This window comes from Virgibacillus sp. NKC19-3 (genome assembly GCF_019837165.1).
In the GTDB taxonomy this organism is placed as follows: Bacteria; Bacillota; Bacilli; order Bacillales; family Amphibacillaceae; genus Virgibacillus_L; species Virgibacillus_L saliphilus.
Map to the genome: position 1 here is coordinate 2,287,061 of NZ_JAGYHC010000001.1, position 15,846 is coordinate 2,302,906.

14 protein-coding genes are annotated in these 15,846 nt (G+C 36.6%); 1 reads left to right on the plus strand and 13 read right to left on the minus strand.

Going from position 1 to position 15,846, the window contains the following annotated elements; all coding sequences use genetic code 11:
• Positions 1-93: 93 nt before the first annotated feature.
• Complete coding sequence (locus tag KFZ56_RS11100; protein WP_222641992.1) at positions 94-327, minus strand: DUF896 domain-containing protein; 234 nt, start codon at positions 325-327, stop codon at positions 94-96.
• A 97-nt stretch (positions 328-424) separates the two neighbouring features.
• Positions 425-1,063 (minus strand): YneB family resolvase-like protein, encoded by a 639-nt coding sequence (locus KFZ56_RS11105; protein WP_222641993.1) that lies wholly within the window; start codon positions 1,061-1,063, stop codon positions 425-427.
• Positions 1,064-1,342: 279 nt separating this feature from the next.
• On the opposite strand from KFZ56_RS11105, the gene lexA reads away from it, so the two are divergent.
• Positions 1,343-1,966 carry a transcriptional repressor LexA gene (gene lexA / locus KFZ56_RS11110; RefSeq protein WP_222641994.1) on the plus strand — a complete coding sequence of 208 codons (624 nt, stop codon included), beginning with the start codon at positions 1,343-1,345 and terminating at the stop codon, positions 1,964-1,966.
• Between the two features lie 1,007 nt (positions 1,967-2,973).
• Here lexA and KFZ56_RS11115 read toward each other — a convergent pair.
• The 11 genes from KFZ56_RS11115 to mutS all read right to left on the minus strand — a co-directional run bounded on the left by KFZ56_RS11115 (position 2,974) and on the right by mutS (position 15,771).
• Entirely contained in the window at positions 2,974-3,591 is a 618-nt protein-coding gene (locus tag KFZ56_RS11115; RefSeq protein ID WP_222641995.1) for a glycoside hydrolase family 25 protein, read from the minus strand.
• Positions 3,592-3,994: 403 nt separating this feature from the next.
• Complete coding sequence (gene glnA, locus KFZ56_RS11120) at positions 3,995-5,332, minus strand: type I glutamate--ammonia ligase (protein ID WP_222641996.1); 1,338 nt, start codon at positions 5,330-5,332, stop codon at positions 3,995-3,997.
• Between the two features lie 85 nt (positions 5,333-5,417).
• On the minus strand, positions 5,418-5,807 hold the full coding sequence (locus KFZ56_RS11125) for a MerR family transcriptional regulator (RefSeq protein ID WP_222641997.1): 390 nt from the start codon (positions 5,805-5,807) through the stop codon (positions 5,418-5,420).
• 95 nt (positions 5,808-5,902) lie between these two features.
• The gene (locus KFZ56_RS11130; RefSeq protein ID WP_222641998.1) at positions 5,903-7,126 is read right to left on the minus strand and encodes a methionine gamma-lyase family protein; all 1,224 of its coding nucleotides are present in this window, start codon (positions 7,124-7,126) and stop codon (positions 5,903-5,905) included.
• Positions 7,123-8,370, minus strand: a complete 1,248-nt coding sequence (gene hflX, locus KFZ56_RS11135; RefSeq protein ID WP_222641999.1) for a GTPase HflX — start codon at positions 8,368-8,370, stop codon at positions 7,123-7,125. Before hflX ends, KFZ56_RS11130 begins: the two co-directional genes overlap by 4 nt.
• 107 nt (positions 8,371-8,477) lie before the next feature.
• Positions 8,478-9,398, minus strand: a complete 921-nt coding sequence (gene spoVK, locus KFZ56_RS11140; protein WP_222642000.1) for a stage V sporulation protein K — start codon at positions 9,396-9,398, stop codon at positions 8,478-8,480.
• Positions 9,399-9,607: 209 nt separating this feature from the next.
• Positions 9,608-9,832 carry an RNA chaperone Hfq gene (hfq, locus tag KFZ56_RS11145; RefSeq protein WP_222642001.1) on the minus strand — a complete coding sequence of 75 codons (225 nt, stop codon included), beginning with the start codon at positions 9,830-9,832 and terminating at the stop codon, positions 9,608-9,610.
• Positions 9,833-9,871: 39 nt separating this feature from the next.
• Positions 9,872-10,807 (minus strand): tRNA (adenosine(37)-N6)-dimethylallyltransferase MiaA, encoded by a 936-nt coding sequence (gene miaA / locus KFZ56_RS11150; protein WP_222642002.1) that lies wholly within the window; start codon positions 10,805-10,807, stop codon positions 9,872-9,874.
• Positions 10,808-10,831: 24 nt separating this feature from the next.
• The gene (locus KFZ56_RS11155) at positions 10,832-11,281 is read right to left on the minus strand and encodes a Dps family protein (RefSeq protein ID WP_222642003.1); all 450 of its coding nucleotides are present in this window, start codon (positions 11,279-11,281) and stop codon (positions 10,832-10,834) included.
• Positions 11,282-11,341: 60 nt separating this feature from the next.
• Positions 11,342-13,165, minus strand: a complete 1,824-nt coding sequence (gene mutL / locus KFZ56_RS11160) for a DNA mismatch repair endonuclease MutL (protein WP_222642004.1) — start codon at positions 13,163-13,165, stop codon at positions 11,342-11,344.
• Between the two features lie 29 nt (positions 13,166-13,194).
• Positions 13,195-15,771 carry a DNA mismatch repair protein MutS gene (gene mutS / locus KFZ56_RS11165; protein ID WP_222642005.1) on the minus strand — a complete coding sequence of 859 codons (2,577 nt, stop codon included), beginning with the start codon at positions 15,769-15,771 and terminating at the stop codon, positions 13,195-13,197.
• Between the last annotated feature and the right edge of the window lie 75 nt (positions 15,772-15,846).

Sequence of the window (15,846 nt, forward strand, 5' to 3'; positions counted from 1 at the left end):
ACATTTTACGATTAACAAGTCTCCTAGCCTTTCTTTATTCTATAACAAAATACGATCTAGCCACAAGTAAAACGAAGACGAGTTATTTATCAGCTAGTGTTTTTTGTTTCTTGCTTGTAGATCCCTTACTTTCTCAGGTGTGACATCATTACCTTCTGGGTCTATTACTTTCATACTTTTAAATTCATTCTTAAATGAATGACGAACATTTGCCAAATACTCTTTTCGAAGTGCTGATTGTTCCGCTTTTTCCTTATCAGTTAAACCATCAAGCTTTGATTTTTTCGATAGTTGATTTATACGCTCTATTTTTTCTTTTGACAGCATCTAAAATACCTCCGTCACATAACGTCAGTTCTTTATATAAATAAAACGGGAATATATAGAATTCCCACCTTTATACTACTAGTCCTGCAAACGGTTATCAAGTATTATGAAAGTCCTGATATCTTCGATGTACAGTAGCCTTAGATACAGCGTAGCCCATGCCATTTAGTGTTTTCGCAATTTCTTCGAATGTTAACTTATTACGTCTTAAGCGTACCACTTCTTCAATTGGAAAAGAAATTCTTTCCCTTCCCGGAGCTTTATTGTAATTAGAGAGATTACGACTCGGATCATATCCCTCTTTAACTGCTTTTCTCATCCCTCTTTTGATTTTTGTATTATGAATCTTACGTTGGTACTCTTCCACAATGCCAACGATTTGTAACACCATGGAGTCTGATTCAGATACCTCTAATTCTCCATCATGAATAGCGGTGTAGATAGGAATATTTAATTTATACAGCTGATGAAATAATGCGATTTTTGTATTACCTCGGCCTAACCTTGTTTCATCCTGTATCAATAAGCAATCTGCCGTTCCCGAAGAAAAATAGTCAAGCATTTGAAAAATACCATCCCGATCAATCTCATACCCGCTCTCCTGCTCTTCTATACATTTGATAATAGAAAAATTATAGTGTTTGGCTAGATCAATTAGTTCTTGCTTTTGTCTGGCTAATGATGTTTCTTGCTCTGTTTTATTTGTACTAACACGACAATATATAATAGCTTTCACGTTGCTTCCCACCTCTTGAATTTATCCACTGGTTACCATTGCAAAATATAAAAATACTAAAGTCAATCCAAAAGCAACTAAGTAAAATACATCTATTTTTGAGATTTTTTCAAACATATTAGGAGTCCTCCCTTATTTATTTTAGGAACACTTGTCCGTCTATATATAGCATTACACGAACTCATGATCCTGTCAAGGAATTTCGAACGAACGTTTGCGCTTTTGAAAATATAATGATAAACTAGTATTAATAAATATTATGTGAGAGGTGTTAGCTGGATGACTAAATTATCCAAAAGGCAACAAATGATACTCGATTACATTAAAGATGAGGTAAGTAAAAAGGGTTATCCGCCATCTGTACGTGAAATAGCGGTTGCGGTTGGACTTGCTTCTAGCTCTACCGTGCATGGCCATCTTGCTAGAATAGAAGAGAAGGGCTATATCAGAAGAGATCCGACAAAACCTAGAGCAATTGAAGTGTTAAATTTATCAGAAGATAGTTCTATTCCAAGAGAAGAAGCTCGATATGCCCCATTAATAGGTAAAGTAACCGCTGGACTTCCCATCACAGCTGTTGAAAATATTGAAGAATTTATTCCATTACCAAGTTCGAGCGCTGGACCGGATGATAATTTATTTGTACTTGTTATTGATGGCGAAAGCATGATTGAAGCCGGAATTTTAAATGGGGACATGGTTATTGTTAAACAACAAAACACAGCACAAAACAGTGATATTGTTGTTGCAATGACCGAAGAAAATGAAGCAACCGTAAAACGCTTTTTTAAAGAAAAAGACCACATACGTCTGCAACCAGAAAATGCAACCATGGATCCTTTAATCTATCGAAATGTAACAATCTTAGGTAAAGTTATTGGGTTGTATCGAAATATCCATTAGAACGCTCAAACTTTATCGTTGAACTAACACACATATATACAGAGGCAGTGTTCATCCTGCCTTTTCTACACACGAATAAACTTTTAATAAAATAGTTATTTTTAGTAGAACCTTTGTTCGATTGGTTTTGGCGCATCATTCAGATGACAACCATCAATTATAAGTAATAACGATACAGCGGACATTTTCTTTACTAATATATGATAAGAGTAAATGAGTAGATTTTAAAGATGAAACATTTCAAAGACTGATGGAAAATATATATTGGATACACGTTAGCAACTGCATTGATAAATCAAGTGTTATTAAGTTTGTTCACACTGAACTAAATGGGAATGAAAGCCCCCACAAACGTGAGGGCTTACTTGTTTAGTAATATCTGTTACAGCAATAACAGAATTTCTTCTTACGGTGATTGAATTTTCTGTGTGGACTATGGTAATGATTTTCTTGACATTTGTCATAGCCTCGTTCTTCGTAATGGTCTTTTTCATGACAACATTCATTTTTCTTATGACAGTCACATTTGCAATGGTCTTCATGTTTCTTTTCGCATGGATCGTAGCACATAATTTATCACTCCTTTCTTAATCAACATACGTAATTAAGAAAAAGAAGATTGGACAAAGCTAATAGTAGATAACACATTTATTTTAATAAGGGTTTACGTGTTTCTGAGCCCCTTTACAAGCGTGAGGGCTTATTATTTACCCCTTACTCTCCCAACCTGAAATGATTTACATCATACAGGCCCATATTCTAGTTTTTAATTGACTTATCAGCTGCCAGTTGAGACAGGATCACCCATTTTAACAGCATGGTATTTTTTTGTGGGCACGGTCCGTTTAATCTTATCATCAACAACGTTGATTTTTTCCGGAGTTAATGCTATTAAGTCTTGCAACTTTTTAGTTGTCATACTATGATTTGCCACAATTGGTGATAGGATATCGCCTTATTACTCTGTACATTTTTGCGCTTTTGGCTTACTAGACTTATTTACTGGTTTAATCCTTTTTATTAGTGCCAACCGTAAAGAATTGACCGCCTGTTTCGTTTAAATCGACAACATTCTCGGTAATACCTGCTACGTTTCCATTATTGGAGTACTGCCACAAGTAGATGTCACTCAAATTCACATTAACTGGATCACTTGCGTAGCGTGCATGCCAATAAGCATAATCATCCAGCAAGGATTTGTCTACGTTATTTTCAAAGAAGTTACCAAAGCTGTATAACCCAGCTGAACCCAACTCTTCCTCAACATGTTCTAAAAAGGCTTTTGCCGCTTGATTCATAACCGATACAGACGGGCAGTTGTTTTCTTCCAAATCAAGCATTGGTGGCAAGGTAAAATCATGCTCTTTAATATGCTCGATAAACCAGTCCGCTTCCTCAATTGCATCATTTACGGAAATAAATTTGGCATAATGGTAAAAGCCAGCGTCTAGACCATTACTGGTTGCACCTGTGAAATTGGTATCCTTTTGGCTATCCACAAATGCAGCTCCAGCAGCTGACCCTTCTGTTGCTTTGATATAGGTTCCTTCTATCCCATCATTTGCAACCTGATTCCAATCAATATTACCTTGATAGTGTGATACGTCAATAAATTTTTTACCCATAATAGATCTCTCCTTTTAAAATTTTATATGAAAAATCTGTCATACTAGAAACCTCGCTTGACCTACTTCTACGATTTTTCCATCTTTATACTAAGATAGTTTTACTATGTTTTTCTCTCTTCTTTTATAGCATTACAATAAGACACTCTAATCGGATGCCTTATTGCATGATTCTTATTTTGCCATTGGATTCTACACTGATATGAAAGCAACTAGGATATGCCAGCTACCAGATTACTGCAGATGTTTACTCATACCTCGAAAAAATGGCCAAAAAAAACTGCCCATTTACTATACATGGACAGTTTTCTGAAATAATATTTTGGTGGGCATTCTCGGGCGAAAGCATTTTTTAATCATTTATACTAGCTCACCCACGAACTAAAATACCTTCATATCAACGTTAATAAGCAGTTAAATACTGTTCTCTCTCCCATGGGTGGACCGTTGTGCGGAACATATCCCATTCAATTTCTTTTGCTTCCATAAAGTGTTCAAATAAATGTTCACCTAAAGCATCTACAATTACATTGCTTTCCTGTAATTCATTCAATGCGCCCATTAATGTAGCAGGCAAATCCTTAATGCCATTTTCTTCACGTTCCTCTCTCGTCATGACGTAAATGTTGCGATCGATAGCAGTTGGTGGTGTTAATTTATTTTTAACTCCATCCAATCCAGCAGCAAGTAATACCGCCATAGCCATATAAGGATTAGCAGAGGGATCCACGCTTCGTACTTCAATTCGAGTACTAACACCACGTGAATAAGGCACACGCACTAATGGACTCCTATTTGCTGCAGACCATGCTACATAAGACGGCGCTTCGTAACCAGGAACCAATCTTTTATAGGAATTTACCGTCGGGTTAGTAACAGCTGTAAAATTGGTTGCATGTTTGATAACTCCAGCAGTAAATTGATATGCTACATCGCTTAATTGTAACTCCCCGTCTGTGTCATAAAATGCATTGTCCCCATCTCTGAATAGGGACATATTTACATGCATTCCTGATCCATTCACACCGAACAAGGGTTTAGGCATAAACGTTGCATGTAAATTATGTTTTCTTGCGATTGTTCTTACAACTAATTTAAAGGTTTGAATATCATCAGCATGCTTAACAGCATCGGCATATTTAAAATCGATCTCATGTTGACCTGGTGCCACCTCATGGTGGGATGCCTCGATTTCAAAGCCCATTTCTTCCAACTCGAGAACGATATCTCTGCGGCAGTTTTCACCTAAATCAGTTGGTGCTAAATCAAAGTATCCACCATGATCATTCAGTTCTAATGAAGGAGCTCCTTTTTCATCTAACTTAAACAGAAAGAATTCTGGCTCTGTTCCAATGTTAAATGCATTAAATCCCATCGCTTCCATTTTTTTAATATTTCGTTTTAAATTATACCGCGGGCAACCAGCAAACGGTGTTCCATCAGGGTTATAGATATCACAAATAAACCGTGCTACTTTCCCCTTTTCCGATGTCCATGGGAATACAACAAAAGTGTCTAAATCAGGATATAAATACATGTCAGATTCTTCGATACGAACAAACCCTTCAATCGAAGATCCGTCAAACATCATTTTATTGTCCAACGCTTTATCCAATTGGCTAAGCGGGATTTCCACATTTTTGATGGTTCCAAGCATGTCAGTAAATTGTAAGCGAATAAACCGAACGTTCTCCTCTTCAATTTGGTTTTTTATTTCTTCTTTCGAAAGTTTTCTTCCCATTCATTCTCCTCCTAGCAAGTTTATATAAAGTATGTAATTCGGAAAACATAGCCTCATTTAACCAGCTAAGTTTTGCCGATACTTTTTAATGGTTAACAAAAAATCGTGATAACTCACCTTGTCTCAAGCTTGTTTTTCCATTTCTTCCAGCTTCAATTAGTTCATTTCTTAATATTTTCCTTAGTTCCCTATCAGAAAGATCAGCATTATACGATCGTTCAGTCTCTATTTCCTTACCCGTTTCCAGAAGAAGTTTAATCCCAGCTATATTAAGTCCTTTATCTAAGTAATCTTTTATTTCTAGGAGTTGATCAACATCATTAAACGAGAATAATCGCTGATTTCCTGAAGTTCGTTCAGGATGAATTAAATGATTTTCTTCATAATATCTAATTTGTCTAGCTGTTAATTCCGTTAGCTTCCTGACAATACTTATTCCAAATAATGGCATAGAGCGACGATCTTGATCATTCAATCAATGACCCTCCAATTTTTATAATGCTTAGTATAATGTATGTAAGAGAATATGTCAAATTGATGTTAGAATACCTCACATCTTTAAAAATAATTTCACTGTAATAGGGCCCGTACAGATTCAATTAAGGCAACCTTTATATGAGAATAGGTAAGCCCACCTTGAACAAAGGCAGTGTAAGGCTCTCTAATAGGGCCATCAGCTGATAATTCAATACTTGAACCTTGAATAAATGTCCCTGCTGCCATAATAACCTTATCTTCATAACCGGGCATATCACTTGGATAAGGGGTTACAAAAGAATTAATTGGCGAATTTTGCTGAATTGCCTGACAGAAGGCAATCATTTCATCTGGATTTGTAAATGTAACGGATTGAATCAGATCGGTTCGCTTTGCCTCAAAATCCGGCGTCGTTGTATAACCAACCAATTCCAAAAAACGCGCTGTAAATACAGCACCTTTAAGAGCTTCACCCACAATATGAGGTGCTAAAAAGAAACCCTGGTACATTTCTTGAAGCGAATTAAGTGTTGCACCAGTTTCCTTACCTAAACCAGGTGCTGTTAATCTATTCGCACATTGCATAATAAGATCTTCTTGTCCAACAATATACCCTCCTGTCCGAACAATCCCACCACCTGGATTTTTAATAAGGGAGCCTGCCATAATATCTGCACCAACATGCAAAGGTTCATTCACTTCAACAAATTCACCATAACAGTTGTCTACGAATATAATTAAATTCTCATCTATTTTTTTAATAAATTGAACCATTTGTCCGATTTCATCTATCGAAAATGATGGGCGATCTTCATATCCTTTCGATCGTTGAATCCCAATGACCTTTGTTTTATTGGAAATAGCGTTTTTAACAGCTTCTAAATTAACGGATCCATTCTCATTTAAACGAATTTCATTGTATGTAATATAAAAATCCATTAAAGAACCTGTGTTATTTCCTCTTTTTCCTATGACTTCCTCCAATGTGTCATAAGGTTTACCAGTAATATAAATTAGCTCGTCTCCCGGTCGCAGTAATCCAAATAAAGTTGTTGTTATAGCGTGTGTTCCAGAAACTATTTGTGGCCTGACTAATGCATCTTCTCCGCCAAATACATCTGCATAAACCGCTTCTAAACCTTCGCGTCCAAGATCATCATAACCATACCCTGTTGTTGAATTAAAATGGCTATCACTGATTGTGTTCTTTTTAAATGCATCGAGTACGCGTTTTTGATTTATTTCTACAATCGTATTCATTTCTTTATGTTTTATTTTGCAATCTTCTTCTGCTTGTTGTATTAATTGTTCTATCATTTGCTAAATTTCTCCCTTAAAATCGATTCAGGCGGGTGTTCTTCCCTCATAAAACCTTCTACAATAAATTGATTGGTATCTTCATTAAAATATTTCTCTGTTACAATTGTTTCATGATCTAGACGATGAAGTATTTTCCCCTCATCCGGATCTAAACGTAGGGTATAATTATCCCATTGTTCTTTTAAAATAGCTTCAATCTCCTCAAAAAGCGAATGTAAATCGGTTTGTTCATATGCACTTATAAAAATATATGGATGATTCAATGGTATAAAATCATCCGTGACTAAATCCTTCTTATTATAGACTGTTAGCGTGGGTATAGCCCCGGCATTTAACTCCTCCAATTGCCTAATGACAATATCTTGCTGTTTTTCTTGGTCCGGATGCGCGGCATCTACAACATGAATTAAGAAATCTGCCTCTGCCACTTCTTCTAACGTTGATCGAAAGGATGCGATTAATGATGTAGGCAAATCTTGAAGGAATCCAACTGTATCTGTAAGTAAAGCCTGGAAGCCAGAAGGTAGTCGTACTTCCCGGCTTAATGGATCAAGTGTCGCAAATAGCTGATTCTCTTCCAATGAATTACTGTGGGTTACCCGGTTAAACAGCGTGGATTTTCCCGCATTTGTATAACCTACAATGGCAATTTGAAATACATCATTTGTTTTTCTTCTTTGACGGTATTGGTTTCGTTGCTTGGCAACTAATTTCAATCGACGTTTTAGATCATCTATTCGACGCCTGATATGACGTTGATCCGTTTCCAGTTTCGTTTCTCCTGGTCCCCTAGTGCCAATCCCCGCCCCAAGGCGCGACATAGCTTCCCCTTGACCATGGAGTCTTGGAAGCGTATATTCCAATTGAGCAAGTTCTACTTGCAGCTTCCCTTCCTTTGTCCGTGCTCGTTGTGCAAAAATATCTAAAATCAATTGACTTCGATCAATCAATCGGATTCCAAAACGGTCATTCAAATTTCGTAATTGACCAGGAGATAATTCGTCATTGGATATAACTAAATGAATATCAAGTTCATCTATCTCTTGTTTAATTTCATCTATTTTACCTTCTCCTAAATAGGTTGCGGGATGAATACGGCTACGATTTTGTGTAATAACTTTTTTTACCTCACCACCTGCTGTATTACTCAATGATATCAATTCTTCCAGTGAATAGTTAAATCGTAAGTCATTTTGTTCCTTATTTTTAACCGCTATGATCAGTACTTTCTCTCTAGACATGGATGCTAACCTCTTTCTGTAATACACTAGTAAAAACAGTATCCCTTTCATTACATATTTTATCATGCTCAAAAAGGAATAGACCGTGCAATATGCATTAATCTTTTTTAATCATTTGCATATAAATCCTTTTCCGTTAACAGTATTAAGTCTTCGGTAGAAATCTGTTCTTTTGTCAATAATCTAACTGCATGTTTCCTTATGGCATTTTCGATAACATTACGTACATAGCGCGCATTGGAAAAGTTTCGATTCATTTCTGTGGTCTTTTTATATAACTGGGTTTTTAATTCCCATTCCGCCGTTTTTGTAAACTTATATTCCCTTTCTGCAGCCATTTGTTTTGCAATATCCATTAATTGATCTACCTCATAATCTTGAAAATCCAATATAAATGGAAATCTGGATTTAAGTCCGGGATTTAAAGTTAAAAAACGTTCCATCTCGTTTGAGTATCCTGCTAATATTAAAACAAAATCATTATGGTTATCTTCCATATGTTTTACCAATGTATCAATCGCTTCTTTTCCAAAGTCTTTTTCCCCACCGCGGGCTAAGGAATAGGCTTCATCAATGAATAATATTCCACCCATTGATTTTTGAATAATAGCCCGTGTTTTCTGCGCCGTTTGACCGATATATTCCCCCACTAGATCGGCTCTTTCTGCTTCGATAAAATGTCCCTTTGATAAAATATTCATCTCATAATATATTTTTGCAAGCTTTCTAGCAACCGTCGTTTTCCCCGTTCCGGGATTTCCTTTAAAGAGCATATGAAGTACTTGCTTTGATCCGGTAAGTCCTACTTGTTTCCGTTTTTCATTAATAATGATAGTGGCATAAATTTCCTTGATGGTTCGTTTTAGTTCATTCATCGCAACAAATGATGAGAATTCTTGATCGATATGGGTAAACGGGCTATTATCAATATATGGAACATGATCGCTATTTTCGATTTTCACTTCTTTTTTATCATGTAACACAATATTAATTTGACCGTTCCTATTTCGTATCATTTGTGTCTCCATGCCATCACCCCTTATTCACAACAGTATACGTTACAGTTTAAAAGTTGTGACAAACGCCTAGGAAGAAAATGCCGGACATGTTTTTTAAAAATTCAAAAGGAAGAGGCCATTTTAGTAGAAACCCCGGTGAAAATAACCGATTGCAGTATTAGAATCGTTCATTTAAAAAGAAAAAACGGGCGCTCAGGCAGCGACCGCTTTTTACTTACTTATTCCTTTTCAAGGGAAACATTTTTAACAGGTGAAAAAGTGGATATCGCATGTTTGTAAATAAGTTGTTGCTTCCCATCCGTTTCCAAAACAACAGTAAAATTGTCAAATGCTTTAACAATTCCTCTTAACTGGAACCCATTTGTTAGAAATAAAGTAACCGGAATATGGTTTTTCCTCAGTTGATTTAAATATTGATCTTGAACATTTGCTGTTTGGGCCATGGCGTTTCCTCCTCTTTTCTATCTATATTATATATAATTCTATCTATTTTTTAAAATTCCTGCTAAATCATCTAAAATCATTTGATATCTCTCGTCCATGGTTTCAGGTGTGATTCTATACCACATAATATCCATTTTATTTTTGAACCATGTATATTGACGTTTGGCATATCTTCTGGAATTACGTTTCAATAATTCAATGGACGTCTCAAAGCTTTGTTCTTCCTTTATGTAGGGGATACATTCTTTATAGCCTATCGCCTTCATGGATGGGCAGTTTTCAAATCCTTGATCATATAAACGACTTACCTCCGCTACTAGTCCATTCTTTACCATTGTATCAATACGACGATTAATTCGATCGTATAAATTCGCTCTATCCATCTCCACTCCTATTATAATTAGATTGTATGGTGACTCAAGCTCTTGTTCTTGCTGATACTCCGTCTTTGTCAAACCAGTGATTTCGTAAATTTCCAATGCTCGAATCACACGACGATGATTATTCGGATGAATTTTAGCAGCTTGTTCTGGGTCAGTTTCTTTTAAACGATTGTATAATGGCAGAACCCCATCATTTTCCAACTCTTTTTCTAATCGTTCCGTGACAGCGTCATTTCTCTTCTGTTTGGAGAAATTATAATTGTATAATGCAGCCTGAATATATAAGCCGCTACCACCAGCAATAACTGGAACTTTATTACGAGAGGAAATTTCATCTATATATGTTTGAACGTAGTATTGAAAATCCGCTGCGGAAAAATCCTCATCCGGATCCTTTATGTCTATCATATAGTGGGGAATTCCTTCCATCTCATCTTCCGTTATCTTCGCTGTACCGATATCAAGACCTCTGTATACCTGCATAGAATCACCACTGATAACTTCACCATTAAATCGTTTTGCAATTTCAATGCTTAATTTGGTTTTGCCTACAGCAGTTGGCCCTACGATCGCAATGACAGTCTTTTTCATTAGCATTCCCCTTGATTAATTCTTTTATTCATATGCACGATATGCCTTAAGCATCCAGACATATTTTTCGAGTTTTGCCTGTAGAGAAATTAGCATATCACCAGTTGGTTCATCATCACTTTCTTTTGCAAGATTTATTCCACCCTCACGTATTTCTGAAATAATCTGCTCATAGTCCTGAATCAATTGGGCAATCATTTCATCTTCTTTATCATCAGCGTTTGCTTCATGTAAGGTTGTCTCTTTCAAAAATTTACGCATGACTGCCAGCGGTTTACCATCAATCATTAAAATTCGCTCTGCAATTTCATCAAGATCAACAGCAAATGTTTGATACATTTCCTCAAACGTTTCATGTAACTGAAAGAAATGCCTTCCTTGAACAAACCAATGATAACGATGCAATTTCACATACATAACAAAGTAATTGGATAATTGTTGGTTGAGAAAATTAATTAGTCTTTGATTATCCATAGGACACCTCATTTTTACATTTTCCCTATCTTTAACGAGGTGCAAATAATTTATACGCCATCACATCACTCGTTTAAACATTTTTTCAAGGTCATAGGTAGAAAAATGAATAATTATTGGTCTGCCATGCGGACATGTAAATGGGTCAATGGATTTTCGTAAGTCTTCCAACAATTGAAACATCTCATCCTGATTCAAATAATGATTTGCTTTTATGGAGCGTTTGCAGGACATTAAAGTCGCTGCATCTTCCCGTATCTTTTCTACATTAATTTTTTCCTCCTGCATAATTTGCTCAATCATTTCTCGGATGACCTCTTCTTCAAAACCCTTTGGGAACCAATTCGGGTGGGAACGAATGACATAAGTTTGGTGGCCAAAAGATTCAAAGAATAAACCTGCTTTTTCGAGTTCCTTTTTATACTGTTCGATAAAAATGGATTCCTGCTTAGAAAATTCAAATGTTAGTGGGAGTAGCAATTCCTGTAATTCGTTATTTGTTTCCCCTAATTTTTTCTTAAAAAATTCATATTTAATCCTTTCCTGAGCAGCATGCTGATCAATCATATATAAACCATTTTCATTTTGAGCTAAAATATAGGTCCCTTGAGCCTGACCAATTGGATACATGGTAGGAATACGTTGTTTATTTACCCCTTCTTGGTGAATGTTTGTTCCTTCTTGTGGAGGTTGTGTATATTCAACCTCCCACGTGGTAGAAGGGGTCTCACTGGATGGCAGTTCAAAATCATATTGCTCTTTGCTACCCAGGTTAGATTGTTGTTCATGAACTTGTGGCTTTGCATCCCAATCCATTGGTTTAGCTGTTTCCTCAAATTGCATGATATGCTGCTCCGATTTCTCTTTCTTTACTTGGGTCGGTTCCATATCCGGAATTAACGTAGTCTCGCGAAATTTATTTCTTATCATTTCTTCAACTGCTGCAAATAGTTCTTTTTCTTTACTAAAACGCACCTCCAATTTTGTCGGATGTACATTGACATCTACCAAAACAGGATCCATACGAATAGTAAGTATAACAATCGGTGAACGTCCAATTGGTAATAGTGTATGATATCCCTGCATGATTGCTTTCGTTAAGGGGATGCTTTTAATATACCGACCATTAATAATGGTAGAAATATAGGATCGTGATGCCCTTGTTACTTCCGGCTTAGCAATATAGCCTTCAATGGAAAAATCGAGTGTTTCCTGATGAACCGGCAACATTTTTCTCGCTGTATTCATCCCATAAACTTGTGAAATAACTTGTAAGATATCGCCGCTACCAGCAGTTTTAAATAAACCTTTGCCGTTATGGGTTACTTCAAATCGAATTTCAGGATGAGCTAATGCCAATCGGTTAAGTAGATCTGTGATGTGTCCAAGTTCTGTATGAATACTCTTCATATATTTTAAGCGTGCCGGTGTATTATAAAATAAATCTTCAACCAATACCTCTGATCCTTTACGGGCATCGCTTTTTGCTTTTTCTATAATGCTTCCACCTTCTAGAGATAGCTTTATACCAGCTCTATTCCCTTGGGAAGTTCTGATCGTCAATCGGCTAACAGATGCGATACTGGCAAGTGCTTCGCCACGGAAACCAAGGGTTTTTACATGGAGTAAGTCGTTCTCATCTTTTATTTTACTTGTAGCATGTGGTAAAAATGCTCTTTCACCATCTTCTTCAGACATACCATCCCCATCATCCGTTATTTTAATATGATCTAGTCCTGCTTCAGCAATTTCTACTTTTATCCATGCACTGTTTGCATCAATACTATTTTCAACTAATTCTTTCACAACAGATGCAGGTCTCTCAACTACTTCACCAGCTGCTATTTTATTAGCTAACCTATCAGGCATTTGTACGATTTCCATGCAAACAATCCTCTCCTATACAGCTAAAACTACTTTTTAGCGTCTTTTTGCAACTTATATAATGTGTTCATTGCTTCTAATGGTGTCATTTCGAATAAATTCATCTGCCTTAATTCATTTATAACTTTTTCATTGGAATGAGCAGGCTTTGCCTTCTTGGCTGGCTTCTTTTCTTCAACAAAAAAAGAAAGTTGGCCGGACTCTATTTTTTCAGTCTCGGGTTTAGGCTTATCATTCCTTTCCAATTGCTCCAAAATAGAACTAGCGCGTTCAATTAAATCCTGCGGTAGATCGGCCAGTTTCGCTACCTGGATACCATAACTTTCATCTGCAGCACCCTCTTTAATCTGATGTAAGAAAACCACATTGCCTTCATGTTCCTCCGCTCGAACATGAATATTTTTCAAACTCGATAAGGAGTCTTCCAGTGTCGTTAACTCATGATAGTGTGTAGAAAAAAGTGTCTTTGCATGAATGTTATTATGAATGTATTCTACAATGGCTTGTGCCAAAGCCATCCCATCATATGTGCTTGTCCCGCGTCCGATTTCATCCAGTAAAATTAAGCTTCTGTCTGTTGCATTAACTATTGCATGATTTGCTTCCAGCATTTCCACCATAAATGTGCTTTGTCCTGAAACAAGGTCATCTGCAGCCCCAATCCTTGTAAAGATTTGATCAAATATAATAAGTTCCGCTTCGTCGCTTGGTACAAAACAACCGATCTGCCCCATAATTACTGTTAACGCCAGTTGACGCATATACGTACTCTTTCCTGACATATTCGGCCCAGTTATTAACAATATATTCTTGTTATTATTTAAGGAAATATCGTTTGGAACAAATGATCCTTCTTTCATAACCTGCTCTACCACAGGATGACGTCCATTCTTAATGGATAATTGGTTATCTACAAATGTAGGACGCTTGTAATTATTTGCTTCACTTACGGTTGCAAATGCTTGTAACACATCAATCGCACTAACTGCATCAGCCAGGTGTTGCAGACTGGGGATATATTCCTTCATTTGTTCGCGAATCTCGATAAATAAATTGTATTCGAGATCTACACTCTTTTCCTCTGCTTCTAATATAAGCTGTTCTTTTTCCTTTAACTCCGGTGTAATATAACGTTCTGCATTTGTCAGTGTCTGTTTCCGTTCATATCTTCCTTCAGGCAACAGATGCAAATTTGCCTTAGTGACTTCGATATAGTAACCAAACACACGATTATAACCTATTTTAAGTGACTTAATACCTGTTTCCTGCTTCTCTTTTTGTTCCAGCTGCGCAATCCACTGTTTTCCATTTCTTGAAGCATCTCGGTATGTATCAAGCTGCTCACTATAGCCGTCCTTCATAAGTGAACCTTCTTTAATAGATAATGGTGGATCATCTACTAAACTTTCATGTAATAGATCTACGATATGGTTAGGAACAACGAGATCGTCAGCTAAAAGGTTAATTTCACCACTCCCAAATTGCGCCAACAATAATTTTAACTCAGGAATTCGTTGAAGCGATTGTTTTAATTGAATAAGATCACGTGCATTTACATTACCAAAAGCAATTCGACCTGCAAGACGCTCCAAATCATAGACTGATTTTAATATTTCCCGCAACGTATCCCGCTCCATGAATCCTTGATAAAAACCTTCCACAATTTCAAGTCGTTGTTCAATCTGACCTCGGTTCAATAAAGGACGTTCCAGCCACTTTTTCAACATTCGAGAGCCCATGGCTGTCACTGTTTGGTCAAGAACCCATAATAAACTCCCACGTTTTCCTTTTTTCCGTATGGTTTCTGTTAATTCTAGGTTCCGCTTGGAGTACATATCAAGTGATAAGTAATCATTTAACTCAATCACCATAGCTTGCTGCAAATGATCAAGTGATCGCTTTTGAGTATGCTGTATATAGTTCAACAGGCGGCTAAAGGCTTGCATTAGACGTTCATCATTTAAATTCCCACTCAAGGAGCGAAATTCCGCACTGAATGTAACCTCATCCTGATAGGATAAAGTTACTTGCAGGCGATCACGTAGTTGTTCTTGTAAATCTTGGGGTAAATTAGTAGAAATAACAATTTCTTTGATTGGCTGATTATATAATTCGTGTATGACCCCATCCCAGCCGTTCGTAATAAGGGCAATCCGATTTTCCCCTGTAGATAAATCATTGTATACAATGACATAAGAGCCATCGCTAAAGTGGGAAAGACTTGCAATGTAATTATTCTCACCATCACTTAGCATATTGCTTTCCATAACCGTTCCTGGTGTAATTAGCTGTACGACTTCTCTTTTTACGACACCTTTTGCTTCTTTTGGATCTTCCACTTGTTCACATATTGCTACTTTATAACCTTTTTCTATTAATGTTTTTATGTAATTGCTCGCTGAGTGATAAGGAACCCCGCACATCGGTATTGGTTCCTTTTGTCCGGGATCTCGTTGTGTAAGTGTAATTTCTAATTCCCTTGCAGCATTAATTGCATCATCAAAGAACATTTCGTAAAAATCACCTAAGCGAAAAAACAGGAAGGCATCCTTATGTTCTGCTTTAATTTCCAAATATTGCTCCATCATTGGTGTATGTTTTTCCATAATGAACCCTCCAAAAGCCTATATATACTTATGTAATTATACCATATTCTAAAGTAGATAATCGAGACAGAAAAA

What these genes read in the sequence shown, in the direction of transcription:
- spoVK (WP_222642000.1), bottom strand. Translation starts at nt 9,398, where the DNA reads ATGGAGACACAAATGATACGAAATAGGAACGGTCAAATTAATATTGTG.
- hfq (WP_222642001.1), bottom strand. Translation starts at nt 9,832, where the DNA reads ATGGCCCAAACAGCAAATGTTCAAGATCAATATTTAAATCAACTGAGG.
- KFZ56_RS11130 (WP_222641998.1), bottom strand. Translation starts at nt 7,126, where the DNA reads ATGATAGAACAATTAATACAACAAGCAGAAGAAGATTGCAAAATAAAA.
- KFZ56_RS11155 (WP_222642003.1), bottom strand. Translation starts at nt 11,281, where the DNA reads ATGGATAATCAAAGACTAATTAATTTTCTCAACCAACAATTATCCAAT.
- mutS (WP_222642005.1), bottom strand. Translation starts at nt 15,771, where the DNA reads ATGGAAAAACATACACCAATGATGGAGCAATATTTGGAAATTAAAGCA.
- miaA (WP_222642002.1), bottom strand. Translation starts at nt 10,807, where the DNA reads ATGAAAAAGACTGTCATTGCGATCGTAGGGCCAACTGCTGTAGGCAAA.
- lexA (WP_222641994.1), top strand. Translation starts at nt 1,343, where the DNA reads ATGACTAAATTATCCAAAAGGCAACAAATGATACTCGATTACATTAAA.
- glnA (WP_222641996.1), bottom strand. Translation starts at nt 5,332, where the DNA reads ATGGGAAGAAAACTTTCGAAAGAAGAAATAAAAAACCAAATTGAAGAG.
- KFZ56_RS11115 (WP_222641995.1), bottom strand. Translation starts at nt 3,591, where the DNA reads ATGGGTAAAAAATTTATTGACGTATCACACTATCAAGGTAATATTGAT.
- mutL (WP_222642004.1), bottom strand. Translation starts at nt 13,165, where the DNA reads ATGGAAATCGTACAAATGCCTGATAGGTTAGCTAATAAAATAGCAGCT.
- KFZ56_RS11100 (WP_222641992.1), bottom strand. Translation starts at nt 327, where the DNA reads ATGCTGTCAAAAGAAAAAATAGAGCGTATAAATCAACTATCGAAAAAA.
- hflX (WP_222641999.1), bottom strand. Translation starts at nt 8,370, where the DNA reads ATGTCTAGAGAGAAAGTACTGATCATAGCGGTTAAAAATAAGGAACAA.